23 protein-coding genes and 1 riboswitch are annotated in these 26,652 nt (G+C 44.5%); of the genes, 13 read left to right on the top strand and 10 right to left on the bottom strand.

The features are described 5' to 3' along the window. Window positions 1-160 precede the first annotated feature (160 nt). From AC6CHI_RS15325 to gluQRS, 6 genes are all read left to right on the top strand, one after another. Entirely contained in the window at window positions 161-1,219 is a 1,059-nt protein-coding gene (locus AC6CHI_RS15325) for a hypothetical protein (RefSeq protein ID WP_498122323.1), read from the top strand. Window positions 1,220-1,336: 117 nt separating this feature from the next. After that, window positions 1,337-1,455, top strand: a riboswitch (TPP riboswitch). 107 nt (window positions 1,456-1,562) lie between these two features. After that, window positions 1,563-3,458 (top strand): phosphomethylpyrimidine synthase ThiC, encoded by a 1,896-nt coding sequence (gene thiC, locus AC6CHI_RS15320; protein WP_498122321.1) that lies wholly within the window; start codon window positions 1,563-1,565, stop codon window positions 3,456-3,458. A gap of 76 nt (window positions 3,459-3,534) precedes the next feature. After that, the gene (locus AC6CHI_RS15315; RefSeq protein WP_498122319.1) at window positions 3,535-4,155 is read left to right on the top strand and encodes an NUDIX domain-containing protein; all 621 of its coding nucleotides are present in this window, start codon (window positions 3,535-3,537) and stop codon (window positions 4,153-4,155) included. 10 nt (window positions 4,156-4,165) lie between these two features. Further along, window positions 4,166-4,972 (top strand): 3',5'-cyclic-AMP phosphodiesterase, encoded by an 807-nt coding sequence (gene cpdA / locus AC6CHI_RS15310; protein ID WP_498122317.1) that lies wholly within the window; start codon window positions 4,166-4,168, stop codon window positions 4,970-4,972. A gap of 211 nt (window positions 4,973-5,183) precedes the next feature. Further along, window positions 5,184-5,711: an RNA polymerase-binding protein DksA gene (gene dksA, locus AC6CHI_RS15305; RefSeq protein ID WP_016168471.1), complete on the top strand. Its 528-nt coding sequence runs from the start codon at window positions 5,184-5,186 to the stop codon at window positions 5,709-5,711. Window positions 5,712-5,713: 2 nt separating this feature from the next. Next, complete coding sequence (gene gluQRS / locus AC6CHI_RS15300; RefSeq protein WP_498122315.1) at window positions 5,714-6,634, top strand: tRNA glutamyl-Q(34) synthetase GluQRS; 921 nt, start codon at window positions 5,714-5,716, stop codon at window positions 6,632-6,634. A 103-nt stretch (window positions 6,635-6,737) separates the two neighbouring features. Here the strand turns inward: gluQRS and ftsW are convergent, their stop codons facing one another. The 5 genes from ftsW to AC6CHI_RS15275 all read right to left on the bottom strand — a co-directional run bounded on the left by ftsW (window position 6,738) and on the right by AC6CHI_RS15275 (window position 11,856). Continuing rightward, on the bottom strand, window positions 6,738-7,934 hold the full coding sequence (gene ftsW, locus AC6CHI_RS15295; protein ID WP_498122313.1) for a putative lipid II flippase FtsW: 1,197 nt from the start codon (window positions 7,932-7,934) through the stop codon (window positions 6,738-6,740). A gap of 24 nt (window positions 7,935-7,958) precedes the next feature. Next, entirely contained in the window at window positions 7,959-9,305 is a 1,347-nt protein-coding gene (murD, locus tag AC6CHI_RS15290; RefSeq protein WP_498122312.1) for a UDP-N-acetylmuramoyl-L-alanine--D-glutamate ligase, read from the bottom strand. Between the two features lie 159 nt (window positions 9,306-9,464). Beyond that, a complete protein-coding gene (locus AC6CHI_RS15285; protein WP_498122310.1) occupies window positions 9,465-9,719 on the bottom strand; it encodes a DUF6587 family protein in 255 nt (84 codons plus the stop codon). A gap of 20 nt (window positions 9,720-9,739) precedes the next feature. Further along, window positions 9,740-11,596, bottom strand: coding sequence for a ferrous iron transporter B (gene feoB, locus AC6CHI_RS15280; RefSeq protein WP_458893356.1), 1,857 nt, complete (start codon window positions 11,594-11,596; stop codon window positions 9,740-9,742). Next, window positions 11,593-11,856: a FeoA family protein gene (locus tag AC6CHI_RS15275; RefSeq protein WP_498122346.1), complete on the bottom strand. Its 264-nt coding sequence runs from the start codon at window positions 11,854-11,856 to the stop codon at window positions 11,593-11,595. The genes feoB and AC6CHI_RS15275 overlap by 4 nt, the downstream gene beginning before the upstream one ends. A 171-nt stretch (window positions 11,857-12,027) precedes the next feature. On the opposite strand from AC6CHI_RS15275, the gene xerD reads away from it, so the two are divergent. The 4 genes from xerD to thrC all read left to right on the top strand — a co-directional run bounded on the left by xerD (window position 12,028) and on the right by thrC (window position 16,502). Then, window positions 12,028-12,945, top strand: a complete 918-nt coding sequence (gene xerD, locus AC6CHI_RS15270) for a site-specific tyrosine recombinase XerD (protein WP_498122308.1) — start codon at window positions 12,028-12,030, stop codon at window positions 12,943-12,945. A 115-nt stretch (window positions 12,946-13,060) separates the two neighbouring features. Further along, window positions 13,061-13,876: a DsbC family protein gene (locus tag AC6CHI_RS15265; protein ID WP_498122306.1), complete on the top strand. Its 816-nt coding sequence runs from the start codon at window positions 13,061-13,063 to the stop codon at window positions 13,874-13,876. 124 nt (window positions 13,877-14,000) lie between these two features. Then, on the top strand, window positions 14,001-15,305 hold the full coding sequence (locus tag AC6CHI_RS15260; RefSeq protein WP_458893353.1) for a homoserine dehydrogenase: 1,305 nt from the start codon (window positions 14,001-14,003) through the stop codon (window positions 15,303-15,305). A gap of 57 nt (window positions 15,306-15,362) precedes the next feature. Further along, window positions 15,363-16,502, top strand: a complete 1,140-nt coding sequence (gene thrC, locus AC6CHI_RS15255; RefSeq protein ID WP_498122304.1) for a threonine synthase — start codon at window positions 15,363-15,365, stop codon at window positions 16,500-16,502. Between the two features lie 148 nt (window positions 16,503-16,650). On the opposite strand, the gene pbpG is transcribed toward thrC, so the two are convergent. Continuing rightward, window positions 16,651-17,709 carry a D-alanyl-D-alanine endopeptidase PBP7/8 gene (gene pbpG, locus AC6CHI_RS15250; RefSeq protein ID WP_458893351.1) on the bottom strand — a complete coding sequence of 353 codons (1,059 nt, stop codon included), beginning with the start codon at window positions 17,707-17,709 and terminating at the stop codon, window positions 16,651-16,653. A gap of 214 nt (window positions 17,710-17,923) precedes the next feature. Here pbpG and gacA point away from each other — a divergent pair, with 214 nt between their 5' ends. The 3 genes from gacA to AC6CHI_RS15235 are packed head-to-tail and all read left to right on the top strand — an operon-like array spanning window position 17,924 to window position 21,594. Continuing rightward, a complete protein-coding gene (gene gacA / locus AC6CHI_RS15245; RefSeq protein WP_016168485.1) occupies window positions 17,924-18,559 on the top strand; it encodes a response regulator transcription factor GacA in 636 nt (211 codons plus the stop codon). Between the two features lie 43 nt (window positions 18,560-18,602). Further along, a complete protein-coding gene (locus tag AC6CHI_RS15240) occupies window positions 18,603-20,165 on the top strand; it encodes a sensor histidine kinase (RefSeq protein WP_498122302.1) in 1,563 nt (520 codons plus the stop codon). Between the two features lie 22 nt (window positions 20,166-20,187). Beyond that, window positions 20,188-21,594, top strand: coding sequence for a sigma-54-dependent transcriptional regulator (locus AC6CHI_RS15235; protein WP_498122300.1), 1,407 nt, complete (start codon window positions 20,188-20,190; stop codon window positions 21,592-21,594). On the opposite strand, the gene AC6CHI_RS15230 is transcribed toward AC6CHI_RS15235, so the two are convergent. The 4 genes from AC6CHI_RS15230 to lptF form a co-directional block, all read right to left on the bottom strand. Then, window positions 21,595-22,761, bottom strand: a complete 1,167-nt coding sequence (locus AC6CHI_RS15230) for a S41 family peptidase (RefSeq protein WP_458893348.1) — start codon at window positions 22,759-22,761, stop codon at window positions 21,595-21,597. 23 nt (window positions 22,762-22,784) lie between these two features. Further along, window positions 22,785-24,332, bottom strand: coding sequence for a 2,3-bisphosphoglycerate-independent phosphoglycerate mutase (gene gpmI / locus AC6CHI_RS15225; RefSeq protein WP_498122298.1), 1,548 nt, complete (start codon window positions 24,330-24,332; stop codon window positions 22,785-22,787). A gap of 122 nt (window positions 24,333-24,454) precedes the next feature. After that, window positions 24,455-25,525 carry an LPS export ABC transporter permease LptG gene (lptG, locus tag AC6CHI_RS15220; protein WP_498122296.1) on the bottom strand — a complete coding sequence of 357 codons (1,071 nt, stop codon included), beginning with the start codon at window positions 25,523-25,525 and terminating at the stop codon, window positions 24,455-24,457. A gap of 2 nt (window positions 25,526-25,527) precedes the next feature. Continuing rightward, complete coding sequence (lptF, locus tag AC6CHI_RS15215; protein WP_498122295.1) at window positions 25,528-26,628, bottom strand: LPS export ABC transporter permease LptF; 1,101 nt, start codon at window positions 26,626-26,628, stop codon at window positions 25,528-25,530. Between the last annotated feature and the right edge of the window lie 24 nt (window positions 26,629-26,652).

Genomic DNA, 26,652 nt, shown 5'->3' with positions numbered 1-26,652 from the left:
CACGGCTTTTCAATCCTAGATACAGGATTAAAAAGCTACGACTTGGTAACCAAAATCCCTCAGAAGAGTACAAATCCCAAGCCACAATTGCGTTTAGAATAAAACATCTCCTGCTACTCCTCTTTAGGTCGACATTCTAACGGTTGTGAAATTCAAGTTTATGCCTTCTATAAAACCCTGCTTAGTCTTGCTATGCGGCCTGTTATTTGTGGGCTGTCAACAACCTGAATCTCAGGCGGTTCAGGAACAACCTCCCAAACAACAGCAGCAAGATATCGCCGTCGACTTGACCGAAATGTGTAAAGACCTGAAAAAGAATATGGCTGAAATCAACAATCAGCGCACCACTTTTGCCCTAGAAGAAATTAATCAGGATCTCAAAGTTTGCCTTCCCCTGCTAAAATTGCATGAACAGCAAGAGTTACTCAAACTCTCAACCCTGATGTACGACAACTTCTTGCAAGTCGAACGTAGCCCGCAACAGCAATTGGCGTTCGAGCAATATGCCTTTGATATGGCACAGCATCCAACCATTCAGCAAAGCCATTTTGAGCAATTTGCCTTACGTGACCAGTATCTGATTAAACATCAAGGTCAGGCTTATATCGAGCTGATTGATCAAGGTGAAGGTTTACTGAATTATCGCCGTAGCCCTCAGTATCTGGCGATTGTGTTTGCACCTTACATGCCTGAAGCAGAGAAAGTATTTATCACTGAACTGGCACAGCAAAACATGCAGCTTCCTTTTAAGGATGGCGCCTTAACCATTGAGCCACAAGAGATGGTTGCCCGCGCCTTATTCTGGGAAAACTATCTACAGCAATACCCAAACAGCAGTTATCGTCGTGATGCGAATTACTTATTGCAGATGTATACCCATTTTTTATTTAAGGGTATGAATAACTCGCTGGTGTCAGAAAGTTATAGCGATCCAAGCGCAATTCGCAGTAGTCATCTGTTTGAAATTGAAAAGTTGGCGAAATTGCAGCACTCACATTTAGCCTGGCAAGCACGACGCTTTTTGGCATTTCTCGAACTCTCTGAGCAACAGCGTAAAACCAACATTCCCATCCAGTTAAATGCTCAACAAAAACAGATGGGTCAAAGCAATTTACTCACGTTAAAACAGCTGGATCAATTTTTGGCTCTGCCTGAACTCAATACCCATTCCCCTCGCGACTGTTTCCGCGATGCAATTTGTCTTCCCCCTGCGCCATAAACTGCTGTCTTTTTATCCGTTTCAGCCCACCCAATTCAAACCGTCAAAACATTTTTTGCATTCGCGATTGTCATGAAATATACATGGGCATTTACTAGATTGCATGCTACCATTTGACCTAGCTTGACGGAGCGCGAGTAATACCTCGCTGAGATTGTGCAGTTTAAAACATGAGCACAAGTACCGTTGAACCTGATCAGGTTAACACCTGCGTAGGAATCAAGCGCTCTCTAAAACTCTCGCCCTAAGTCTATCTGGTGTAATCATTACTCTCATTCACCCAGATAAACTGCCAAGTTTTGGTCGTGCTTGATTCGTTGATGTCATTCATAAGGATCATGCTATGAACCAATTAACGAATCTTTCCCCTGCTGAAGTTTCAGCTCAACATGAGCAAGATGCAAAAGATTTAACTCGAATTTTACCCGCGTCAAATAAAGTCTATATTCAAGGTTCACGCCCTGATATTCGTGTGCCTTTTCGTGAAATCAGCCTAACCGACACCCCAACCGGTTTAGGGGGCGAAAAAAATCTGCCGTTACGGGTCTATGATACTTCTGGCGTCTATACTGACCCGAATGTAACGATTGACCTCAACCAAGGGCTGCCTTGGGTCCGTCAAAACTGGATCGAAGAACGTCAAGATACCGAAATTTTAGCAAACCTAAGCTCTAAGTTTGGTCAAGAACGCCTCAAAGACATTCGCACCGCGGACATTCGTTTTGCTCACATTCAAAACCCACGTCGTGCCAAAGCAGGCAAAAATGTCACGCAAATGCATTATGCCAAGCAAGGCATTATCACCCCGGAAATGGAATATATTGCGATTCGCGAGAATCAGCGCCAACGTGAAGGCGTGGATATGCGTCAGCATGCTGGACAAAATTTCGGGGCACAGAATTTACGTGAAATCACCCCAGAATTTGTACGTCAAGAAATCGCAGCAGGTCGTGCCATCATTCCCGCCAACATTAACCACCCTGAAATTGAACCGATGATTATTGGGCGCAATTTCTTGGTCAAAATCAATGCCAACATTGGTAACTCTGCATTGGGTTCGAGCATTGATGAAGAAGTGGCAAAAATGACTTGGGCAACCCGTTGGGGGGCAGATACCATTATGGATCTCTCTACGGGCAAAAATATTCATGAAACTCGTGAATGGATTATCCGCAATTCTCCAGTACCGATTGGTACTGTACCGATCTACCAAGCGCTGGAAAAAGTCAATGGTGTGGCTGAAGACCTCACTTGGGAAATCTTTAAAGACACCCTGATTGAACAAGCCGAACAAGGTGTGGATTACTTCACCATTCATGCAGGCGTGTTATTGCGCTATGTCCCAATGACCGCCAACCGTTTAACTGGCATCGTGTCACGTGGTGGTTCGATCATGGCACAGTGGTGTTTAGCACATCATCAGGAAAACTTCTTGTATACGCATTTCGATGAAATCTGCGAGATTATGAAAGCCTATGATGTATCCTTCAGTTTGGGTGATGGCTTGCGTCCAGGTTGTGTACAAGATGCCAACGATGAAGCGCAATTTAGCGAACTGAAAACGCTAGGTGAACTCACGCACCGCGCATGGGAACATGATGTACAGGTGATGATTGAAGGTCCGGGTCATGTGCCTATGCACATGATTAAAGAAAATATGGATCTACAATTAGAAGTCTGTAAAGAAGCGCCATTTTATACCTTAGGCCCACTAACGACGGATATTGCACCAGGTTATGACCATATTACCTCTGCCATTGGTGCAGCCATGATTGGCTGGTATGGCACCGCCATGCTGTGTTATGTAACGCCAAAGGAACATCTGGGCTTACCGAACAAAAAAGACGTTAAAGATGGCATTATCACCTATAAAATTGCAGCGCATGCCGCAGATTTGGCAAAAGGCCACCCAGGTGCTCAGGCACGTGATAATGCGCTGTCTAAAGCTCGGTTTGAATTCCGCTGGGAAGATCAATTTAACTTGGCTCTAGATCCAGACACGGCGCGTAGCATGCATGATGAAACCATGCCGAAAGAAGCACATAAATCGGCTCACTTCTGCTCCATGTGCGGACCAAAATTCTGTTCGATGAAAATCACTCAGAATGTGCGAGATTATGCGCAAAATCAAAAAAATGCGTCCATTTCAGAAGCCATCGATTCAGAAGTTGAATCTGGTCTAGAAGCAATGAAAAATGCCTATCACGAACATGGTCAAAAATTATACCACAAGGTGTAATTGGCTAAAAAAAAGATTTGTGTTCATAAAAAACTCCGTTAGGATGAAATAGTCATTTTCATCCTGACCGAGCTTTATGAATATTATTAAACGAGCCACGTATAGCAGTGACGAAGTAGACATTCTTTCTCGAGAATATTTATTTCGCGGCTTTATTCAGGTTGAAAAAGTCAGCCTGCGTCATCGTTTATTTCAACAAAGCCAATATACCTCGGTCATTCATCGGGAATTAATTCAACGTCCCGAAGCGGCTGGGGTTTTAATTTATAATGATCAGCAACAAAAGTTTGCCTTAATCGAACAATTTCGAATTGGCGCCATGGATGATCAAGACTCACCTTGGCAACTGGAAGTGATTGCGGGTGTTTTGGATGGTGATGAATCACCAGAAAGCTGTATTCGCAGAGAAAGCCTGGAAGAATCGGGCTGTGAATTACAACAGTTACAGCATCTTTTTAGCTTTTATCCATCTGCTGGTGCGTGTGCAGAATTATTTCATTTATATAGTGCAGAAGCTGAATTGCCTGAGCATGGTGGTGTTTTTGGTGTCGCGGATGAAGGTGAAAATATCCAATTGCATATACTGCACTATTCGGATATTGACCGCTTGTTGAGCAATGGTCGACTCAGAAATGCACCTGTCATCATGGCATTACAATGGCTGGCACAGCATATTAAAACAATAAGGAATGTCTAAGGGGACAGACATGACTTCTAAACAACATGAACAGCCACAAAGCTGGACCATCATACAGATTTCAGACACACATCTAATGAATCAGGACGATTTAGAATTTGTGCATATGAATCCTGAACAAAGTTTTCATCGTGTGATGGCTCAAATTCAACAAGAATATCCAGAGGCTCACGCATTGATTCATACGGGTGATTTGGCACAAGTGCCTGTACCTGAAACCTATCAGCGTTATCTGTCGTTTATGCAAAGTACAGGATTTGCGCATTATCAGGTGCCTGGCAACCATGATAGTGCGGAATTCTTTCCTTTTCATGACCAACAAAACAAAGTTCACGCCATTCCGATGGGGAATTGGTGTCTGATGCTGTTGAATAGTGCGGTGAAAGGAAAAATTGATGGCTGGATTGAGAGCGAACAATTAAAACAGTTAGATCAGTTGCTCAAGCAACATGCCGAGCAACATATCTTAATTGCCTGCCATCATCATCCTTTTGAAATGCGGTCGCGTTGGATTGATCAACATATTCTGAAGAATACGGAACATCTCACCGATGTTTTGGCCAAGCATCAGAATGTCAAGTTAGTGCTTTGCGGTCATGTGCATCAAACTTCGGAAAATCAATGGCATGGCATTCACTTTTTATCGACGCCTTCCACATGTGTACAGTTCAAACCGCATAGCGATGATTTTGCGCTGGATGATGAAGCGCCTGGCTATCGGGTTGTACATTTAAAAGCCAATGGAGAGTTCAGCACACAAATTCATCGTACACAGCCCATACAGAAAAAAATAAATATTGAAATTACAGGGTACTAACTTTTCATTTCATTTTATTTCCATTATGTTATGGCTGCTAAATAAAAGGTGATAGCTTAAATCGAAACATCAAAGACTATCCAGAATTGAAAAAAGTCTATATGATGACGACCCCTGTGGAACAATCTCCGCATGGGCGGTAGATAAAAACACTTGCATATCACCATATTTTTTGCGTATAGATGTACGTATATGATGAGGAATGCCCTATATGGCGAATGACAACCAAACCCAAGTCTTGGATGAACATACAGATGTTGTAGATGACAAATCTACCAAGCGCGTACGTAAAGCAAAGCCGAAGGCAACAGAAGGTGGTTCTACTGCGAGCTTATTTGGTATTGAACCTTATCAGCCAAAAAAGAATGAAGAATACATGTCTGAAGGGCAGCTTGAGCACTTCCGTCAGATTTTACTGGCATGGAAAGCTGAGCTCATGTCTGAAGTGGATCGTACCCTCAACACCATGCAAGACGAAAACACTGCTTTGCCTGACGTGAATGACCGCGCAACGCAAGAAGAAGAATTTGCAATTGAATTAAGAACGCGTGACCGCGAACGTAAATTGATTCGTAAAATTGAACAATCCATTGAAGCCATCAAAAATGATGACTACGGTTTCTGTGAAACTTGCGGTATCGAAATTGGTTTACGCCGTTTAGAAGCACGTCCAACTGCGACCCTTTGTATTGATTGCAAAACTTTGGCTGAAATCAAAGAGAAACAAAATAACGGTTAAGCATGTTATTGAATAATCCTCCCCTAACCCCTTCTTTACCTCAGAAGGGGGACAACAGGATGGCTTATGTGGGTCGGTTTGCGCCATCGCCAACCGGCCCTTTGCATTTTGGCTCCCTGCTCACCGCAGTCGCCAGTTATTGTGATGCTAAGGCACATCAAGGCCAGTGGTTGGTTCGGGTCGAAGACACCGATATTCCACGAATTTATCCTGGCAGTGAACAGCATATTTTAAAATGCCTCGAAGCTTTCCAGCTGTATCCAGATGCCGAGATTATCTTTCAGAAAAATCGCTTAGATCTCTATGAAGCGGTACTTGAGCAATTAAAAGCAGCCCATCAAGTGTATGCCTGTGCCTGTACCCGTAAAATGCTCGGCTCCAATCATATCTATGCTGGGACTTGCCGTGATTTAGCCTTACCTTTTGAGCATCAGGCCATTCGCGTAAAAGTCGAAGACCAGCGCATTTGCTTTCAAGATCGGCTACAAGGCCAACACTGCTCCAATTTAAAACATGATTTAGGTGATTTTGTGCTGAAGCGACGCGACGGCATTATTAATTATCAACTGGCTGTGGTGGTGGATGATTATTTGCAGGGCATTACCCATGTGGTGCGCGGTGCCGACCTGCTCGACAATACCGAACGTCAAATTTGGCTGGCACAGCTGTTGGGCTATCCGATTCTAAACTACATGCACCTTCCTCTTGCTATGAATGATCAGGGTCAAAAACTCTCGAAACAGAATCTGGCACAAGCCTTAGACCCCAGCCAAGCCCCTGAGCTTTTGCAGCAAGCCCTACACGCTTTGCATCAACCCAAGGTGGACTTAGACCAACCTGAGCTCATGTTGCAACAAGCTGTGGCGCAGTGGAATACCGATCTCATTCCTCACTGTATCGAATTGGAAGGACACTACCTCTGATTCAAGCTCAATAAAAAACCTCTCATCTCAGCAGACAAGAGGTTTTTCTCTATTGAAAACTATATGTAGCGTGATGCTCAATCCCTCAAGCAACAACACTCGATTAGAAGCTGGATTCTTCTTTACTTGGGTTGATGTCTTGTGTAGTGGCATCAATTTTCAGAATCAAGCTAATCATCACCGCACACATAATTAAAGAAGAGCCACCATAACTAATAAACGGCAAGGTTAAGCCCTTGGTCGGTAACATGCCCATATTCATGCCCGCATTCACCAGAATTTGCAGCAAGAAAATAATACTAATACCGTAGGCTAAATAGCCTGCGCGGAGATATTGATTACGTAGCGCACGATGCCCAATTTTGATACAGCAAACCAGCATACCAAAAGACAGCAACAGTACTGCGGTAATCCCAAGAAAACCAAACTCTTCACCCAATACTGCCAACATAAAGTCGGTATGTGCTTCAGGCAAATATGACATTTTCTGGATACTGTGCCCCAAACCGACGCCCGTCCATTCCCCACGACCAAATGCCATCAGAGCATTCGAGAGCTGATAACCAGCCCCCAAAGGATCATTCCATGGATTCGAGAACGACATCAAACGCTCAAAACGGTAAGGCTCAAATACAATCAGGAAGAAGAAGGCGATTAGAATCGCACCCAGCGCGATACCAAACTGAATCACGGGCGCCCCTGCCAAAAAGAACACCCCCAACATCATCAGTACAATCACCACCGTTGCACCCAAATCGGGTTCGGCAATAATCAAACCGACCGTCAAGATCATGATCGCCGCAAGACGCACCAAGCCTTTGACAGTATTCCGCACTTCTGCAGCTCGACGCACCACATAGTCCGCCGTAAAGATCGCCATCATGACTTTGGCCACTTCCGTGGCTTGCAGGGTAAAGCCAGCAATACGAATCCAACGTGTGGAACCGTTAACTTCTGTCCCAATGACCAAGACCGCGGCCAACAACACAATGGTGATCAACCACAGTGGAAAAGTGTTGTTAAACCAAACATTCAAAGACACACGATACGCCAAAAAGGCAGCTACTGACGCAACACCAATTGAAATCGCATGGCGCACCACGTAATGGAAAGCATTTTCATGCATACGTTCTGCATAGGGCATTGAAGCTGAAGCCACCATGATGGAACCTAAACACAGCAAAGCAATCACACAAAAAATGAGAACATTCCGCGCCGAGAATTCAGCAGGAATTCTCGGGCTGACGCGGTCATAAACTTGCTGAACTTTATTGATCGTTGTCTGCGCTAAACTCGCCATACAACTCTCTCCTTATGATTCTTCTTAATTTAGAGCATTCACACAATCGACAAACTGATGACCACGATCACCATAACTTTTAAACATATCGAAACTTGCACAGGCAGGAGACAATAACACCACATCATGCGCCTGTGTCTGTGCTTGGCATAATTCTACAGCTTGCTTTAATGTAGCAGCATGTAAGATGGTTGTGGTTCCTGTAATTGCCTGTTCAATGAGGTGGGCATCTTCACCAATCAGCACCGCCAGTTTGGCATATTTTGCGAGCGAATCTTTCAAGGCAGTAAAATCTTGCCCCTTGCCTTGTCCACCTAAAATAATCGCCACTTTGCCTTGCTGTGCTTCAATCGCGGCACCTAAGCCATCAATTGCAGCCAAGGTTGCGCCAATATTGGTGCCTTTAGAATCATTGTAATAACGGACTTGATTGACCTCTTTCACAAACTCACAGCGATGTTCCAAGCCTTTAAAATGTTTCAAGGTGTTCAACATCGACTCGAGGGGCAAACCGATCGCTTCACCCAAAGCCAAACATGCTAAAGCATTCGCCACATTATGCGTGCCTTGAATATACATCTCCGAACTCTTCAATAGACGCTCACGCCCGCGAGCCAACCAAATGCTGCCATCACTATCTCTTAGAATTCCGTATTGATTCAGGTCTGGGGCATTCAAACCAAAACTTTGCATTGGGGTTACATCTGGTACCAAAGGACGCGTCAATGAGTCATCACGGTTATACACCACTTTTTTTACACCTTGGAAAATACGGTGTTTAGCTTGATGATACCCCCACATATCGCCATGGCGGTCTAAATGATCTTCACTCATGTTCAAGACCACCGCAACAGCAGCATTCAAGTTCGAGGTGGTTTCGAGTTGGAAGCTGGAAAGTTCCAGAATATAAAGTTCAGGATCATCCTTGGTTAAATCCAGTGCTGGGCGTCCTAAATTTCCGCCAACTGCGACCTTTTTGCCTGCTTCTTGCGCCATCAACCCCATTAAAGTTGTAACGGTACTTTTGGCATTAGAACCTGTAATCGCCACAATTGGCTTATCCGTAGCACGACGTAAAATTTGAATTTCACTGACCACAGGAATTTGCTGTGCCACAGCGGCTTGCAGTTCTGGAAGCTTGAGATCTAAACCTGGACTGACAATAATTTCTTCGGCTTGTAAGAGTAATTCTTGATCCAATTGACCAAAACTGGTTTGTACCTCAGCAGGAATCTGATCATGTCCGGGAGGGGTTTCTCGTGAATCTGTTACTGCAACGCGGTAGCCATTTTCATGTAAAAAATTTACTGCTGCAACACCTGAAATTCCCAGCCCTGCAACGACTTTTAATCCACCACGCTGTATTAACATTTTTGCCCCATGTTTTGGTTGATTGGTAAAACTGACAAAATGTTAGCACTTTGCTGTTTTGAATGCTTTTTATGTTTTGACTTTCTCTCTGTTTTTTTGTGTCAGCGCGTAAAAAAGCCGTCAAATTTGACGGCTTGGGCAAGATAAAGGAAAAATTGCTTATTTCCACTTCACCGCTTGAATCTCAGGGTTTTTATTCGAGCTGGGTGCATCGTCTTGGCTACAGCCGCAACCACCACCACAACCTGCAATAGGAGCTGGTTTAAGCCAGTTCGATACCGTGTTCCAACCCTGCTTTCGCGTCAATTCTGCTAGCGCTCCGAATGTTTTATTGGCAGTTTTCGGAAAAACTTTCTTAAACACCACCACGGTGCTCCACAGCACTAATGCCGCAACAATTATCATTTCAACCATGTGCAGAATCTCCTCTCAGATTAACCGAAATAGTGCGATGCAATTTGATAGGTCAGGAATGACATCAAATAAGCCAAGCCAAACAGATACGCAGTCATAAAGCTCACCGTTTTCCATGAACCCGTTTCACGGCGCACCGTTGCCAAGGTCGCCAAACAATGCGGCGCATACACAAACCAAACCAGTAGAGATAAACCAGTTGCTAATGACCAGCCTAAATCACTATTACCACCAATAATCGCAGCCAAGCCTTGCGACATCGCATCATCATCGACAGCGGATAAGGCATAGACTGTGCCTAGTGCAGCAACCACCACTTCCCGTGCCGCCATGGCTGGAATCAGCGCAATACAGATCTGCCAGTTAAAACCTAATGGCGCAAAAATCGGTTGCATCACATGCCCCAACATCCCCGCAAAGGAATAATCGATATCGGGCATGCTGGCACCCACAGGGGGTTGCGGGAAAGTACACAAGAACCAAAGCAAAACGGACAACGCAAAGATAATGCCACCGACGCGCTTCATAAAAATTTTGGTACGGTCCAACAAACCAATGCCAACACTTTTTAAATCCGGAAAACGGTAACTTGGCAATTCCATCAGCAACGCGTGTTGTGACTTATCTTTCTCGAAAAACTTCAGGACAAAAGAAACCAGCAGTGCACTGACGATACCCGCCATATAGAGGGCAAACAGCACCAAACCTTGTAAGTTGAAAATCCCCCACACGGTTTGCGCCGGAATAAATGCGGCAATCAACAAGGCATATACGGGTAAACGGGCTGAACAGGTCATCAGTGGTGCGACAAAAATCGTGGTCAAGCGGTCACGCGGATCACTGATACTTCGGGTTGCCATAATGCCAGGAACCGCACACGCGAAACTCGACAATAGGGGAATAAACGCACGACCACTCAGCCCCGCTTTAAACATGAGTTTGTCGAGCAAAAAGGCTGCTCGGGGTAAATAACCCGACTCTTCCAACACCAAAATAAAGAAGAATAGGATAATAATCTGTGGTAAGAACACCACAACACCGCCCGCACCCGCGATAATGCCATCAACCACTAAGCTGTTGAGTAAAGGATGGGAAATATAAGCCCCGACCACTTCACCCAGCCAGCCAAACAGACTTTCAATGCCATCCATAAATGGCGCGGCCCAAGCAAAAACGGCTTGGAAAATCACAAACATCATCACCGCAAGGGTGACCAAACCGAGTACTGGATGTAAGAATATGCGATCCAGAAAATCAGAACGTTTATCTTCCTGATCGGCATACTGCACCACGTCATGCAAAATTGTGGCAATTTTCTGGTGATGTGAGCCTTTGAGACCACTGAGTTCGGTATGCGGTACGGTATATTTGGCTTGATCTAAGGCATTGAGTAAATTTTCAATCCCGGCATTACGCACCGCCACGGTTTCTGCTACAGGAATACCCAAACGTTCAGACAATTTCTGGGTATTGATCTGCATTCCACGACGACGTGCTTCGTCCATCATGTTCAGAACCAACAGAATTGGACGGCCCAATTCGATCATTTCCAGCACCAAGCCCAAATGCAGTTTCAAGTTGGTGGCATCCACCACACATAAAAATGCATCTTGATGCCCTTCTTCTGCAATTTTGCCTTGCACCACATCCCGGGTAATCGCTTCATCAGGACTGGTCGCATCAAGACTATAGGTGCCCGGTAAATCCAGCACACGCACCGCTTTACCCGAAGGCAAAGAAAACTGTCCCATTTTGCGTTCTACCGTCACACCTGCATAGTTCGCAACTTTTTGACGAGTCCCAGTTAAATGGTTAAATAAAGAGGTTTTACCACAGTTTGGATTCCCGACAAGGGCAATACGCAACGCATCACTCATGCAGGTGCTCCTTCCATCTCAACTTCAATTTTGGCTGCTTCTATTTTTCTGAGTGCAAAACGGGTAAAGCCGACCTGAATTAAAATCGGATCACCACCAAAAACACCTTTGGTCACCACCTGAACGGAAGTACCTGGCACAAAGCCTAAAGTTTCCAAACGACTAGCAACAAGGTCGGTCTGAGCCGCATCATCATCCGTATTGCGTTTTACATTACGTATGATGGCTGTTTGCTTGACTTTCAAATCAGATAAAAGCACCGCACTAAACCCTTTAATATTTTCTGTAGTATACAAGCAAATGAGAATAATTACCAAGTAAGGTTTGATTCCAATTCGCATTCACTTTATACCACAAGGTCAATCCAGAAAAATGTTGTAAAATTAGTTAAGATGAGGGTTCTAAATCGGTTTCCTGAATTTGAACCTGCAATGTTAAATAAAAAACCCAGAATTCCTACACCTGTACAGATCCCTGAAAAACTCAGCTTTCTACACGGTTTTCGTGATTATTTAATTGCTCAAACAGTAAGCCCGCATACCCGTAATGCCTATCTGTCCGACCTGATTCAATGCAGTGAATGTCATGATAAAGCCATGATTGATTGGCACAGTGAAGACATTGCCGATGTCTTACTGAGCTTAACCAAACAGGGCAAAAGCCCGCGCTCCATTGCACGCAGCCTTTCCGCCTTACGGTCATTTTTCAAATTTCTGCGCGAACAAAAGCTTCGCAGTGACAATCCTGTCGCCAGTCATCGCACCCCTAAAATAGGCCGAGCGCTCCCCAAAGATCTATCTGAACACGATGTGGAGGCTCTGATTCTTGCACCAGATACCAATACGGCATTGGGCTTACGCGACCGCGCCATGTTTGAAGTTCTGTATGCTTGCGGTTTACGTGTATCAGAATTGTTAAATTTACGTTTGGAGCTGATTAATCTCAAACAAGGCTATTTACGCATTGTGGGTAAAGGCAATAAAGAACGTCTTGTGCCTTTAGGCCAAGTAGCCTGTGAATGGATTGAGCGCTATTTGGCACAATCCCGCCCACAACTGTATAAATCGGCCACCGACTATGTCTTCCTGACGCTACAAGGCGGCATTATGAGTCGGCAAAACTTTTGGTATGCGATTAAACGCTACGCCTTACAAGCAGGGATTCAAGCTGAACTCTCCCCCCATACGCTCAGACATGCTTTTGCCACCCACCTTCTCAATCATGGTGCAGATTTACGTGTGGTACAGGTGCTGTTAGGGCATAGCGACTTATCCACTACACAAATTTATACCCATGTGGCACAAGTACGGATGCAGCAACTGCATGCAGAATTTCATCCCCGAGCTTAAAGCAACAAGCAGATTGCGATCTGCTTCACAGAGTTCACACCAAGAAATACGCCTGAGTGAATTTTTTTTTGCTATGCTAGCTTCCTGTTTTTATACCTAAAAGAAAGGGTTTTATATGTCATTTACCCGCACAAAATTATTGATTGCATGTACTTTGGCAAGCAGTTTTGCTCTCACCGCATGTTCCAATTCAAATAATGATGACAAAAAGCAAAACACATTGACTGCCAGCACGCCTGCAACGGGTGAAGCATCCAATCTGTCGGAACGTAATGCGCAACAACGTTTAATCAAAACTTTGGCACAACATTTCAAAACTGCGGGTATCAATGCCAAAATCATCGATGTCAAACCGACTGAAGTGCCAAATTTATATTGGGTCAACTTGGAAGGCATGAGCTCGGTCTATGCCACAAGTGATGGTAAATTCTTGATTCAGGGCGATGTCATTCGTCTAGGCGATAAACAATTACATAATGTCAGCGAGAATTTACAAGCCTCTGCGAACAAAAAGCATTTGGCGAGCCTAAAAATAGAAGATCTCTTGGTCTATCCAGCACAAGGCAAAACCAAGCATGTGATTTATGTATTTACCGATGCCAGCTGCCCATACTGTCACAAACTGCATGAACATATCCCTGAAATCACTGCCAAAGGCATTGAAGTTCGTTATATTGCATGGCCACGTGGTGAACAGTTCATGCCAGCCATGGAAAGCGTGTGGTGTAGTGCAGATCGTCAAGCCGCATTTGATCAAGCCATTGCAGGGGTACAACTACCAACAGCCACCTGTAAAAATCCTGTGCGTGAGCAGTATCAATTGGGGCTCAATATGGGCGTGAATGGAACACCTGCCATCTACAGCACCGAAGGGGTTTACTTAGGTGGATACCTCAGCCCTGAAGAATTAGACAAGCGCTTAAATAACTAATTTTTATTTGTTATTTTACTATTAGTTATAGGTGGAGATTATCTTCTCTCCACCCTAGAGTCTGAACGTTTTTTTAGCTATGATCTAGACTCGCGTAAAATTGAAGAAATATATGGAGTGTGACGTGAAACCAGTTCGTCTGGCAATCCTCGGTCTTGGTACTGTGGGTGGTGGTGCCCTTAAACTACTAAAAGAAAACGCTGCTGAGATTAAACGTCGCACCGGTCGAGGCATTGAAATTACCCATGTGGGTACTCGTCGTCCGCGTCCAGACCTTGATCTTCCAGCATCGGTTAAACAAAGTGCCGACCTCATGGACATCGTACGTCAACCTGATGTAGATGTTGTAGTTGAAGTTATGGGAGGGATTCACCCGGCTTATGACGTCATCATGGAAGCCATCAAGCATGGCAAACAAGTGGTTACAGCCAACAAAGCACTCTTGGCTGAACACGGCAATGAGTTATTTAAAGCAGCAGAAGACAATGCTGTACAGATTGCCTATGAAGCGGCAGTCGCGGGTGGCATTCCGATTATTAAAGTGATTCGTGAAGGTCTGGCAGCCAATAAAATTGACTGGCTGGCTGGCATTATTAACGGCACAGGAAATTTCATCCTGACCGAAATGCGCGATAAAGGTCGTACCTTTGAAGATGTCCTACAAGAAGCACAAGAGTTGGGCTATGCTGAAGCTGACCCGACTTTTGATGTAGAAGGCATTGATGCTGCGCATAAACTGACAATTTTGGCGTCCTGCGCATTTGGTATTCCTTTACAGTTTGACAAAGTCTATACCGAGGGCATCAGTAAAGTGACGGCTCAAGATGTCAAGTATGCGGAAGAACTTGGTTTCCGCATCAAGCATTTAGGGATTGCGCGTCGTACGGATAAAGGCATTGAACTTCGCGTTCACCCTACCCTGATTCCTGCGGAAGAATTGATTGCCAATGTAAATGGCGTAAAAAATGCGGTCTTGGTACAGGCCAATGCCGTCGGTCCAACACTGTATTACGGTGCGGGAGCAGGTGCAGGCCCAACAGCATCTGCGGTTGTTGCCGATGTGATTGATATCGTACGTGATATTTCCTATACCGAAGATGGTGCAGGCACGATTCCTCAATTGGCATTTGAAGCATTAACCGACATGCCAATCTTGAGCCGTGAAGAAATGACCACTGGCTACTACATTCGCCTCAATGCCGAAGATCAAACGGGTGTACTGGCAGATGTCACCTCAATCTTAAGCCGCGCAGGCATTAGTATTGATGCCATCATGCAGCAGTCTCGCTTAAAAGACCTGATTCCAATCGTGATTCTGACCGATCCTGTGGTGGAGTCAAAAATGGATGAAGCTCTACAGCAAATTCAAGCCTTGCCAGCTATTCATGGCGAAATTGTGCGAATTCGTTTAGAATCGCTTGATAATTAATCGGGTCAAGGGGGCGATTCCCCCTTGCCAAGCTCTACCCATAATTGGAACATCATCATGTCGAATGCCAATCGTTATACTGGTTTAGTTGACCGTTATCGTGACCGTTTACCAGTGTCTGCTACTACTCGTGGAATCTCTTTAGGCGAAGGGAATACCCCGCTGATTAAATTAGAGAATATTCCACGCATTATTGGTAAAGATGTTGAAATTTATGTGAAATATGAAGGCTTGAACCCGACTGGCTCATTCAAAGACCGTGGCATGACCATGGCCGTGACCAAAGCCGTTGAAGATGGTTCCAAAGCCATTATCTGTGCGTCAACAGGTAACACTTCAGCAGCTGCGGCTGCTTATGCAGCACGTGCGGGCATTAAAGCATTCGTGTTAATCCCTGAAGGCAAAATTGCCATGGGTAAAATGGCACAAGCAATGATGTATGGTGCGATTACCATGCAAATTCGCGGTAACTTTGACGATGGCATGCGCCTTGTGAAAGAAGTGGCTGATCAAGCTCCGGTAACGATTGTAAACTCAATCAACCCGTACCGTTTACAAGGTCAAAAAACCATTGCTTACGAAATCGTAGAAGCGTTGGGTCGTGCGCCAGACTATCACTGCTTACCTGTCGGTAACGCGGGCAACATTACGGCGCACTGGATGGGTTATACCGAAGCCGTAGCAAACCAACCTGCGGATCAGTTTGAATACGTGACTTATGATGCTGCGACAGACCAATTCACGGGTCCTAAGCCTGAAGGCTTACCAACCATGGTTGGTTATCAAGCGGCAGGTGCTGCGCCATTCTTACGTGGTGCACCAGTAGAACATCCTGAAACCGTTGCAACTGCCATTCGTATTGGTAACCCACAAAGCTGGAACCATGCCAAAGCCGTAGTACGCGATTCTAAAGGTTGGTTCGATGAACTCCAAGATGCTGAAATCCTAGAAGCGCAACGTCTACTTTCTATGTATGAAGGTGTGTTTGTTGAACCAGCTTCTGCAGCTTCAATTGGTGGTGCAATTCGTGACATTAAAGCAGGTAAAATTGCTGAAGGTTCTGTAATTGTCTGCACCGTGACAGGTAATGGTCTGAAAGATCCTGACACTGCCATTAAGCAATGTGCTGATGCTGTCATGCTCTCTATCGATGCAACCATGGCGCAAGTCAAAGATTCGATTCTTTCAAATATGTAAGTTTTGAACTTACGAAAAAACCAGTTGCTTGCAACTGGTTTTTTTATACCTTAATCAAACCATAACGCAACTGAAATGCTTAGGGTGAATACCAATCACTACCTATAAAAAAACTCTTCACGAAGAAGAGTTTTTTTATTTTTTTCAATTAAATACGTTTTGGTAACTGACTTACCCACGTCATCAGGCGGGTTGCATCTTCAGTTCGACTTTGAGATGAACTTGCCCCTAGAATGACGACAACCGCAGGGCGAGAATTTAAGGTCGTATGCATCACCACACAACGCCCTGCCTCATTAATATAACCTGTTTTAGACAAGTTAATATTCCAACCACCGTTACGAACTAAGGCATTGGTATTATTCGATTTGAGTACTCGATATCCCAAATTAAAATCATAACTGGCCGTGGTTGAAAACTGACGGATTAAGCCATATTGCGATGCGGTACTGACTAAAATTCCCAAATCACGTGCTGATGCAACATTATGTGGATCCAAGCCCGTTGACTCAACATAACGGGTTGAATTCATGCCCAAAGCCCGCGCTTTAGCATTCATCGCAGCAATGAAAGCACTACGTCCTCCTGGATACGTTCGCGCTAACGCGGCTGCCGCTGGATTTTCTGATTTCATTAAAGCAAAAAGTAACGCCTCGGCACGGTTCATGGTATCGCCCGCACGTAAGGTTGAACTGGAGTTTTTACCACCTGCCCCTGCAAAATCAATCGACTGCAAAGTAATTTCTTCTGACATATCTAAACGTGCATCAGCAATTACAACAGCTGTCATTAATTTGGTAATTGAAGCAATCGGTAAAGCCGTATTGGTATTTTTACTATAGAGCACCTCACCTGTTTGTGCATCCATGACCAGCGCGGCACGGGCATTGACAGACGGTTGACTGCTATAGCCAGCAGAGGTATCAATAATATGAACCGTTTTCGGTGCAGATGTGGTAGGAACCCCATTTGAACTGCGAACCGTCGTGGTCACCTTGGTTGAACCTTGCGGAGATATTTCCTCGCCGAGCGCAGAAACATCACTATTTAATAATTGACTTGCTTCCTCTGAAGACCAGCTCATTGAAGCCTGACCTGTACTCCCCGAGGAAGGATTAATGACGAGTTCAGCAAAGCTTGTTGAACTCAGGCTGAGTAGAATAGACATACTCAACACATGCATGAATGACTTCTTAGAATTTTTCACAATCGTTTACTCAACTCAGGGAGGTAAGATACATTTGCGTATTACCTCAAATATGCCTTACATTTACACAGCAACGGGAAATTTCGTTCACGCTATTGTGCAAAACTTTTAATTTCGGAATAAGAATAGGATTGCTAATTTTGTCGTTTCATTGCAAGCTTATTTTGCTTTATGTAACAAAAATTATGTAATTTTTAGCCAGAGGGAGAAATCGGTGATTACAGTTTTAGTGGTGGATGACCATGAATTAGTCCGTACTGGTATTTGTCGTATGCTAGAAGACCATGCAGATGTTCAGGTCATTGGTCAGGCGGAATCTGGCGAAGAAGCCATTAATCTGGTCCGTCAGCATCACCCCAATGTTGTTTTACTCGATGTGAATATGCCTGGGATTGGTGGTGTAGAAACCACGCGTCGTCTGTTACAAACCGCACCTGAAACCAAAGTTTTGGCTGTCAGCGGCTTAGCAGAAGAACCCTATCCTTCTTTGTTATTAAAAGCAGGGGCTAAAGGTTATATCACCAAAGGCGCTCCTGTGAGTGAAATGGTGCGTGCCATCAATAAGGTGATGCAAGGCGGCAAATATTTCAGTGCCGACATTGCCGAGCAGCTGGCCAGTTCTTATTTATCTGACACGCAACAGTCGCCTTTTGATGCCCTGTCGGAACGTGAAATGCAAGTCGCCATGATGGTGGTGAATTGTATCAGTGCTCAAGAAATTGCCGACAAACTGTTTGTCAGTGTCAAAACCGTCAATACCTATCGTTACCGTATTTTTGAAAAACTGAATATTGATAGTGATGTTAAACTGACTCACTTAGCCATTCGTTACGGTCTGATCAAACCTTAAAATACCCAGCACCTTCATTATCTAATAATAATCGGTTTGCAGCATGCAACACTCCCAATATTTCGAATTAAATCAATACTTTTTTGGGTTGTGGTATACTGCTTACCGCTTACTCATTACCAGTTGTTTGGTGGTCATATTTATTCTGACTCAAGAACAGTTGGCCAATAATTATGAATTTCCGCAATTGTACTTTTATGTGCTCTGGGGCTACTTTTTTATTAACTGTGTGCAACTGTTTAATCTGAGACATTTTAAACAGCATATCCCGCAACAATTTGCCTTTATCTTTATTGTCGATGTCATTGCACTCAGCTTGCTGACTGTGGCGACCAATGGTCCCAGCTTCAGTATCAGTGTACTGTTCTTAACCACAATCTTTGCAGCCTCATTACTACTCAACACCCAAAAAGCACTTATCATTACTCTGATTGCCGTCATCGCGGTCATCTATCAACAATTTTTTATCAGCTTCTGGACCCTGAACTCTCTTAAAAATATTAGTAACAGTGTCATTCTGGCCGTACTGTTTTTTGTATTTTATGCCTGCGGCCAACTGGCTGTCCGTCGCTTTAAACTGCTGGATCATGTCAATTTCTCACAATCCCAAGAATTAAAACGCTTACAGAATATTAATCGCTATATTTTAGAACAGATTGATACCGGCTATCTGGTGCTAGATGAAAACTGTCATATTGTTTTAAGCAATCCTGCTGCCTGTGCGCTGTTAGGGATCGCACCTTTTTATGCCTTTGACAAATATCCTTTATACAAATTACAGCCAGACCTATTTGAACTCCTGAATTTCGATCAACTGCAAAATGGCGAAAAATTTCAGTTCGAATCCCAACTGAGTCGCTATCACTTGCATATTGAAGTTCAGAAGTTAATCGTCCCTCAACAAGTACTCACTCTATTGGTACTTCAGGATGGACAACGAATTAACCAACAGGTTCAACAATTAAAGCTGGCCGCGCTAGGTCAATTGTCTGCCAGTATTGCGCATGAAATTCGCAATCCCTTAGCCGCAATTGTACAGGCCAATGAACTACTTCCAGGCAGTAGCGAGCCACAACAGCAAGCCTTAAGTCAGATGATCAGTAAGCAGACCAAGCGGATTGATAAGATCATACAAGATACGCTGAGCATGGTGCGCAATAAAGGGACTCAACCGATTGAGCTACTTTTAAATGATTTTATTCCGCGCTTTATTCGAGAAGATCTGGCTGATATTCAACATAAGATCGACTGTCATATCGCACCACAGTTAAAACTGAGTTTTGATGAAGCCCAGTTTCGTCAAGTGTTAATTAATTTAATTCGCAATGCCATCCGACATAATGCCCCTGAACGCAGTACAATAGAGTTGCATTGCTATGCGCAGGATAACAACATTCACATTGATGTGTGTGATTTTGGGGAAGGTGTTGCGGTTCATGATCAGGCCCACCTGTTTCAGCCTTTTTTTAGTACCGAAATTACTGGAACTGGTTTAGGATTATACCTGTCCCATAGCTTTTGTGAGGCCAATCAAGCCAACTTAAGCTATGTAGAAAAACAACAGGGAGCATGCTTTCGGATTGAATGCAGACAGCTCACTTCATGATTTCAATTTTTACTGGGGTGTTATGGTGGCGAAACAACCACTCGTTTTATTTGTAGATGACGAAGAAGATTTATGTACACTGATGCAAATGATGCTCAGCCGTATGGGGATAGAAACGCATGTGGCCTATCGTTTGTCACAAGCACGAAAAATGTTGATGGAACAACAATATGATGTCTGTTTTACCGACTTAAATCTCCCAGATGGCAGCGGTTTGGAGCTGGTTGAGGAAATTTCCCAGCATTATCCGCAATTACCAGTTGCGGTCTTAACAGCCTATGGCAATATGGATATCGCCATTGCCGCACTGAAAGCTGGGGCATTTGACTTCGTCAGCAAGCCGATCAAACAAACCCATCTGGAACAGCTGCTACAAAAAGCCCTCAATAAGCCCTTACATCAACAGACTGCACAGGAAGATGCCCTCGAACAACGCATGTTAATTGGGCAGTCTTTACCGATCCAGCAACTGCGTGTCACGTTAAAGAAGATTGCACGCTCTCAAGCACCGGTCTTTATTACGGGTGAGTCAGGGACGGGCAAAGAAGTGGTGGCCAATCTGGTACATCGTCTCAGTAATCGTAATGAAGGGCCATTTATTGCCATCAACTGCGGTGCCATTCCTTCAGACTTACTGGAAAGTGAGCTCTTCGGTCATAAGAAAGGCAGTTTCACGGGTGCCACGCAAGACAAGCAAGGGCTGATTCAGTCTGCGCATGGCGGCAGTCTATTTCTGGATGAAATTGCAGAACTCCCGCTGAATATGCAGGTGAAACTGCTACGTGCAGTCCAAGAAAAATCGATTCGCCCAATTGGCTCAGAGACGGAAATTGATGTCGATTTTCGTGTGATTAGTGCCAGCCACCAAGATCTAGAGTCTCTGGTACAACAGGGTAAATTCCGACAAGACCTGTTCTTCCGTATTCATGTCATGGATCTGGTACTCCCCCCATTGAGAGAGCGGGGTCAAGACATTCTCTTGCTCGCCCATCACTTTATTCAAAAAGTATGCCGCGAATGGGAAATTGACAGTAAAGCCCTGACGCCACGCGCCAAAGACTTTCTCTTGGCGCAGTATTATCCTGGTAATGTGCGTGAATTGCGTAACATCATTGAACGGGCGATTACTTTAAGTGATGAAGATTATATTGATGTGCAGCACCTGCAAAGCGCACCGCTACGTCGTAGTCTCAGCCCTCAAGTACCGAGCTTAGATCAAATGACCAATACTTCAGAAGTGACCTTAGGGCCGAAGAAGTTGCCAGAAGAAGGCTTAGAGCTGTATTTAGAGAATATTGAAAAAGATATTTTGCTCAATGCCCTGAATATGACGCATTGGAATCGCACCTTGGCTGCCAAAAAGCTTGGGATGTCTTTCCGCTCATTGCGTTATCGTCTGAAGAAGTTTGGACTCGATACCGATGAGTAATTAGCGACGATTTGCCAACATCTCTGCAACATGCTCTAGATAGGTTTCTTCTTTCATATCATGTTGCAAGGGATAGGCTTGATCCGGTTGAATGCCAATACCTTCAATCATCTTGCCGGTAGGGGTGTAATAATGCGACACGGTCATTTGCAAGGCGGCACCATTGGATAATGGGAACAGTTTCTGTACCACACCCTTGCCATAACTCTTTTCCCCCACCACCCAAGCACGACGATGCTCTTTCATGGCAGCAGTAAAGACTTCCGCAGCGGAAGCCGATCGGGCATTAATTAAAACCCCGACTTTTAAATTCTGAAATTCAGAGCTCGGTAAAGCCTGAAATTGCTGATTACCTTCCGAACGACTCTTGGTCGTCACAATAATGCCCTGATTTAAAAATAAGTCTGCCGTTTCAACCGCTGCAGAAAGTAAACCACCAGGGTTATTCCGTAAATCAATCAGTACCGCTTTTAAACGTGGGTTACTGTTTTCTTCAATCAAACGCTTAATTTCATTGGCGGTATCTTGCTGAAAGACACGAACTTTCAGCAGCAAAACCTGATTATGCAACATTTGTGCTTCAATATCGGTTTCAATCTTTTTGGTGCGCACCACACTGATAGGCGCGGAATTTTGGCTGAGTTGGATACTCAAGGTAGAACCAATCGAACCGAATAATAAGGCATTCACCTGCTCCCGATTGAGCTTTTTCAGTTCCTGATCTTCAATTTTCACTACCGACAGACCATTGCGTAGCCCCAACTTATAGGCATCTGCTTCTGGCTTTAGCCCTTGAATTGTCCATTGACGCTGATTGTCATAACTTAAATTGAAATCGACCGAAGCCAAATCCCCATCGGTATATTGCACCAACTGCTTATAATCTTCTGGAGATAAATAACGTGAATAACGGTCTAGACCGCTAACTAAGCCTTGAATGGCTTGTTGGAAGAGTTGTTCATCATTTTTATTATCGACATAGTTATCTTTCACAATGCCATAAATTTGCACAAATTGCTGAATCGATTCAACAGGCACTTCGGGATAACTTTGTTCAATTTCATCAAACTCTGGAGCAGCCTGAGTGTCCTCAACTGCCCCAGTGGCATGAGCACAACACATGAATAAAGCTGTTAATGGAATAACAAATTTCAAGTGTTGGGTCATTGATTCACCTGTTAACTGCCTGCTTAGGCTTGAAGGGTAATTAAATTACGGCCTTGCATTTCTGTTGGAATTGGAAGTTGCATCAAACTTAATAAGGTTGGTGCCACATCGGCCAACACACCACCTTCAGCAATGCTGGCTTGCGTTGGGCCAACATAAATAAACGGCACCAATTCCGTGGTATGTTGCGTATGTACCTGACCACTTGCATAGTCCTGCATTTGCTCCACATTACCATGATCGGCAGTAATCAGCATATGGCCTTTTTGCGCCATAACTGCCTCATAGACTCGACCTAAACAGGTATCCACTGCTTCAACCGCTTTGACGGCTGCTTGGAACACCCCTGTGTGTCCAACCATATCACCATTGGCATAGTTCACCACCAACAGGTCATATTCACCCGAATTGATTGCAGCAACCAATTCATCTGTCACTTCATACGCGCTCATTTCTGGTTTTAAATCATAGGTCGCGACATTCGGTGATGGAATGAGAATACGCTTTTCACCTGGGTATTCATCTTCACGACCACCACTGAAGAAGAAAGTGACGTGTGCATATTTCTCCGTTTCAGCAATACGCAACTGGGTTTTACCCAAGTTTGACAAGTATTCACCCAGTGAATTGTGCAATGCTTCAGGCATATAGGCTACAGGTGCATCAATGGTGGCTTGATAACGGGTCAACATTACAAACATCGCAAGATTCGGCACCACTTTACGCTCAAAGCCTGCGAAGTCTTTTTCCACAAAAGCTTTGGTGATTTCACGCGCACGATCCGCACGGAAATTCATAAAGACAATGCTGTCACCATCTTCAACTTTAGCAACATCACCAATACGGGTGGCTTTGACAAATTCATCAGATTCATCTGCAGCATAAGCCATTTCTAGGCCTTCTACTGCCGTTGCTGCAACACGTACAGCTTCACCTTCAGTCAATAAGCGATAAGCTTGTTCTACACGATCCCAACGATTGTCACGATCCATGGCAAAGTAACGACCAATCAGCGTTGCAATACGCCCTTGATTCGGATATTGCGCAAATAAGGCATCTAATTTTTCTAAAGAAGGTTGTGCGCTTTTGGGCGGTGTATCACGACCATCCAAGAAGGCATGCAGGTAGACTTTCGCACCGCGTTTCAAGGCCAATTCAGCCATGGCCACAATATGGTCTTCATGCGAGTGCACCCCACCCTCAGACAGCAAGCCCATAATGTGCACAACACCTTGTGCGGCTTTGGCTTTTTCAACCGCATCAATCAAAACTTGATGCTCGAAAAAAGCGCCTGTACGAATATCTTTGGTAATACGGGTAAAGTCTTGATACAGCACACGACCTGCGCCGAGGTTCATATGTCCAACTTCTGAGTTTCCCATTTGACCATCTGGAAGACCCACATCTTCACCAGAACCTGAAATCAATCCATGCGGATGCTTTTGTTGCATAGCCGTCAAGTTTGGTGTTTGTGCAGCCAGGAAGGCATTATCTTGCACCGCTTCACGATGTCCAATACCATCCATAATTACCAATACGTGCGGAACTTTGCCAGCAGTTGCATCCGTCATGATTTACACTCTTTGTCTATAAATTGGTCGCACTATCTTACCGAATTTTCGCTCAAGACTCCATGTATGCAACAGGGTTAAACCCGCTTGTGCAGATCGTTTTCTCCAATCTGCACGAAATTTTAGCGTGCGCGGCGCAATAAATAACCACCAACGATAAACATCAACACAATTGGCACAAACACAAACCATGCAGGTGATGGGGAATAGACCAAGCTGGCATAACCGAGGAAGTCCTGCAAATAGAAGAAAGTCAGACCAATAAATAGCGCAATCACCAAACGGAAACCCATAGACTGCTGACGTAATGGACCAAAAATAAAAGAACACGCAATTAAAACTAAAGCAATCAATGCAAATGGTGACCCGACTTTTTGCCAGAATGCCAGCTGATAGGTTTTAGGCACTTGGCTATATTCATTCATATAACGCATAAAGCTGACCAACTGACTTGGAGATAAATCCTCAGGGTCAATGGTGACCATATGCACATATTTCGGTTGTAAGGCTAAAGCCAAGGGTTGCTGTGCTGCCTCACGTTGAATGGAATTGCCCGCATTCTGAATTTCGACTTGTTGGGTATCTTTTAAATTCCATTGCCCATCTTGCACAAACTGCCCTTGCTCGGCATTGAGCACACTATTCAGACGATACTCTTGGTCAAAATCGACCACTTGAATATCACGGAGTTGACCCTGCGAGTTGGCATAATCAATATAGATAAAGCGCTGCCCCTCACGCGTCCAATAACCTTTGACTTCACCTAAAGCCGCCACACTGCGATGGCTTTTCACGCTTTTGGCTTGTTCATTGGTATAGGGAATGACCCATTCGCTCAACACGAAGGAAAGGACCACCAGAATTAAAGCGGAACGAATTACCCAGCCCACAATACGCCATAGGCTGATGCCGATGGAGCGCATCACAATCAGCTCACTGTTGGAGGCCATGGTACCCAAGCCCAATACCGCACCTATTAGGGCAGCGATGGGTAAAATTTCATATAAATAGCGTGGGGCTCCCCACAATACATAAATCAGTGCTTGCCAAGCGGTATAGGTGTCATTCAGATCACTCAGCTCACCTAAATAAGTAAATAACACCTGTAAGACAGACAAGACCGCCGTTGCCCCCAACATGGCATAGGCGGTGGTCTTAGTCACATGTTTCGCGACAATACGACGTGCAAACATTTTTAAGACCTCACTCGCTGAATCTGTTTCTTAATTTTTGGGGCTAGTTTCTGCTTACGCGAGAAAATCGCTGCAGCAATGGCATACACAAACAGCACCATTGGATAAGCCCAAATTCCAATTTCCTGTTTACTGACGCGGGTTTTAATCGCCATCATCGCCACAATCAAGCTGGCAAAAATCAACAATGCCGGAAATAGTTTTAAATAACGCCCCTGACGCGGACTGACTTCAGATAAAGCCACCGCCAAGCCTAATGCCACAATCATGACCAAAGGCACAAAAATACGCCAGCCCAACTCGCTGGCCACCACTGGATCATTGCGGTTCTGCCATAACTTGCCTGTTGTGAGTGCTTCAACTTCAGCACTTTCAAATTTGGCTTCGGCATCATTCTCTAAACGTAAACGATAACTTTGGAACTCGGCTTGAGTATATTTGGGATGTCCTGGGTAGATTTCATAACGCCGTCCTTGCACTAGATCCACCACATTGGCGGTGTCATTCGCCACTTCAACCCGGGTGGCCTCTTTGGCCAAAATCATCACATCGGGTTTACCTTCTTTTTCCGCGCGCTGATAGAAGAAAATATCCTTCAGATTACGACGGTCTTCGGATAAATCCCCAGCATAAATGGTATAGGGACCCGATGAAATAAACTCTTTGGGTCGCACCAGATCAAAACCGGTACGCACCGCTTGACTGGTAGTGAGCTGTTCGAACTGACGTAACCCCCATGGCGACATCCACAGCATTAAGCCGGCTTGAACCAACATGAAAACTAAGGTCATCGGAATAAGTAACCGCGCCAGTTGATGACGACTGATGCCACTTCCGTTCATTACCGCCATTTCATGGTCCACATATAAGCGACCAAAAACCAGCATCAAGCCAATAAAGAAACCCAAAGGAAGAATCAGGGTTAAAAATTCCGGCATACGATAGCCAATGATGCTAAATAAAATACTGGCATCTAGACGGCCTTGGGCAGCGACACCGAAATATTTGATTAATCGGCCACCCATCATAATTAAGGTCAATAAGGCAATAACAACCAATGAGGTAGAGACCACTTGCTTGACTAAATAACGCCGAATAATCAAATTGATTCTTCCAATTTCAAAAAG

It is taken from the genome of Acinetobacter sp. GQ146, assembly GCF_059758585.1.
The sequence above is the reverse complement of the archived record's forward strand: the minus strand, read 5'-3'. Positions and strand labels throughout refer to the sequence as shown.

Bases quoted from the DNA above. Each gene is read 5' to 3' on its own strand.
- AC6CHI_RS15325 (WP_498122323.1), top strand. From the start codon at position 161: ATGCCTTCTATAAAACCCTGCTTAGTCTTGCTATGCGGCCTGTTATTT.
- thiC (WP_498122321.1), top strand. From the start codon at position 1,563: ATGAACCAATTAACGAATCTTTCCCCTGCTGAAGTTTCAGCTCAACAT.
- AC6CHI_RS15315 (WP_498122319.1), top strand. From the start codon at position 3,535: ATGAATATTATTAAACGAGCCACGTATAGCAGTGACGAAGTAGACATT.
- cpdA (WP_498122317.1), top strand. From the start codon at position 4,166: ATGACTTCTAAACAACATGAACAGCCACAAAGCTGGACCATCATACAG.
- dksA (WP_016168471.1), top strand. From the start codon at position 5,184: ATGGCGAATGACAACCAAACCCAAGTCTTGGATGAACATACAGATGTT.
- gluQRS (WP_498122315.1), top strand. From the start codon at position 5,714: ATGTTATTGAATAATCCTCCCCTAACCCCTTCTTTACCTCAGAAGGGG.
- ftsW (WP_498122313.1), bottom strand. From the start codon at position 7,934: ATGGCGAGTTTAGCGCAGACAACGATCAATAAAGTTCAGCAAGTTTAT.
- murD (WP_498122312.1), bottom strand. From the start codon at position 9,305: ATGTTAATACAGCGTGGTGGATTAAAAGTCGTTGCAGGGCTGGGAATT.
- AC6CHI_RS15285 (WP_498122310.1), bottom strand. From the start codon at position 9,719: ATGGTTGAAATGATAATTGTTGCGGCATTAGTGCTGTGGAGCACCGTG.
- feoB (WP_458893356.1), bottom strand. From the start codon at position 11,596: ATGAGTGATGCGTTGCGTATTGCCCTTGTCGGGAATCCAAACTGTGGT.
- xerD (WP_498122308.1), top strand. From the start codon at position 12,028: ATGTTAAATAAAAAACCCAGAATTCCTACACCTGTACAGATCCCTGAA.
- AC6CHI_RS15265 (WP_498122306.1), top strand. From the start codon at position 13,061: ATGTCATTTACCCGCACAAAATTATTGATTGCATGTACTTTGGCAAGC.
- thrC (WP_498122304.1), top strand. From the start codon at position 15,363: ATGTCGAATGCCAATCGTTATACTGGTTTAGTTGACCGTTATCGTGAC.
- AC6CHI_RS15240 (WP_498122302.1), top strand. From the start codon at position 18,603: ATGCAACACTCCCAATATTTCGAATTAAATCAATACTTTTTTGGGTTG.
- AC6CHI_RS15235 (WP_498122300.1), top strand. From the start codon at position 20,188: ATGGTGGCGAAACAACCACTCGTTTTATTTGTAGATGACGAAGAAGAT.
- AC6CHI_RS15230 (WP_458893348.1), bottom strand. From the start codon at position 22,761: ATGACCCAACACTTGAAATTTGTTATTCCATTAACAGCTTTATTCATG.
- gpmI (WP_498122298.1), bottom strand. From the start codon at position 24,332: ATGACGGATGCAACTGCTGGCAAAGTTCCGCACGTATTGGTAATTATG.
- lptG (WP_498122296.1), bottom strand. From the start codon at position 25,525: ATGTTTGCACGTCGTATTGTCGCGAAACATGTGACTAAGACCACCGCC.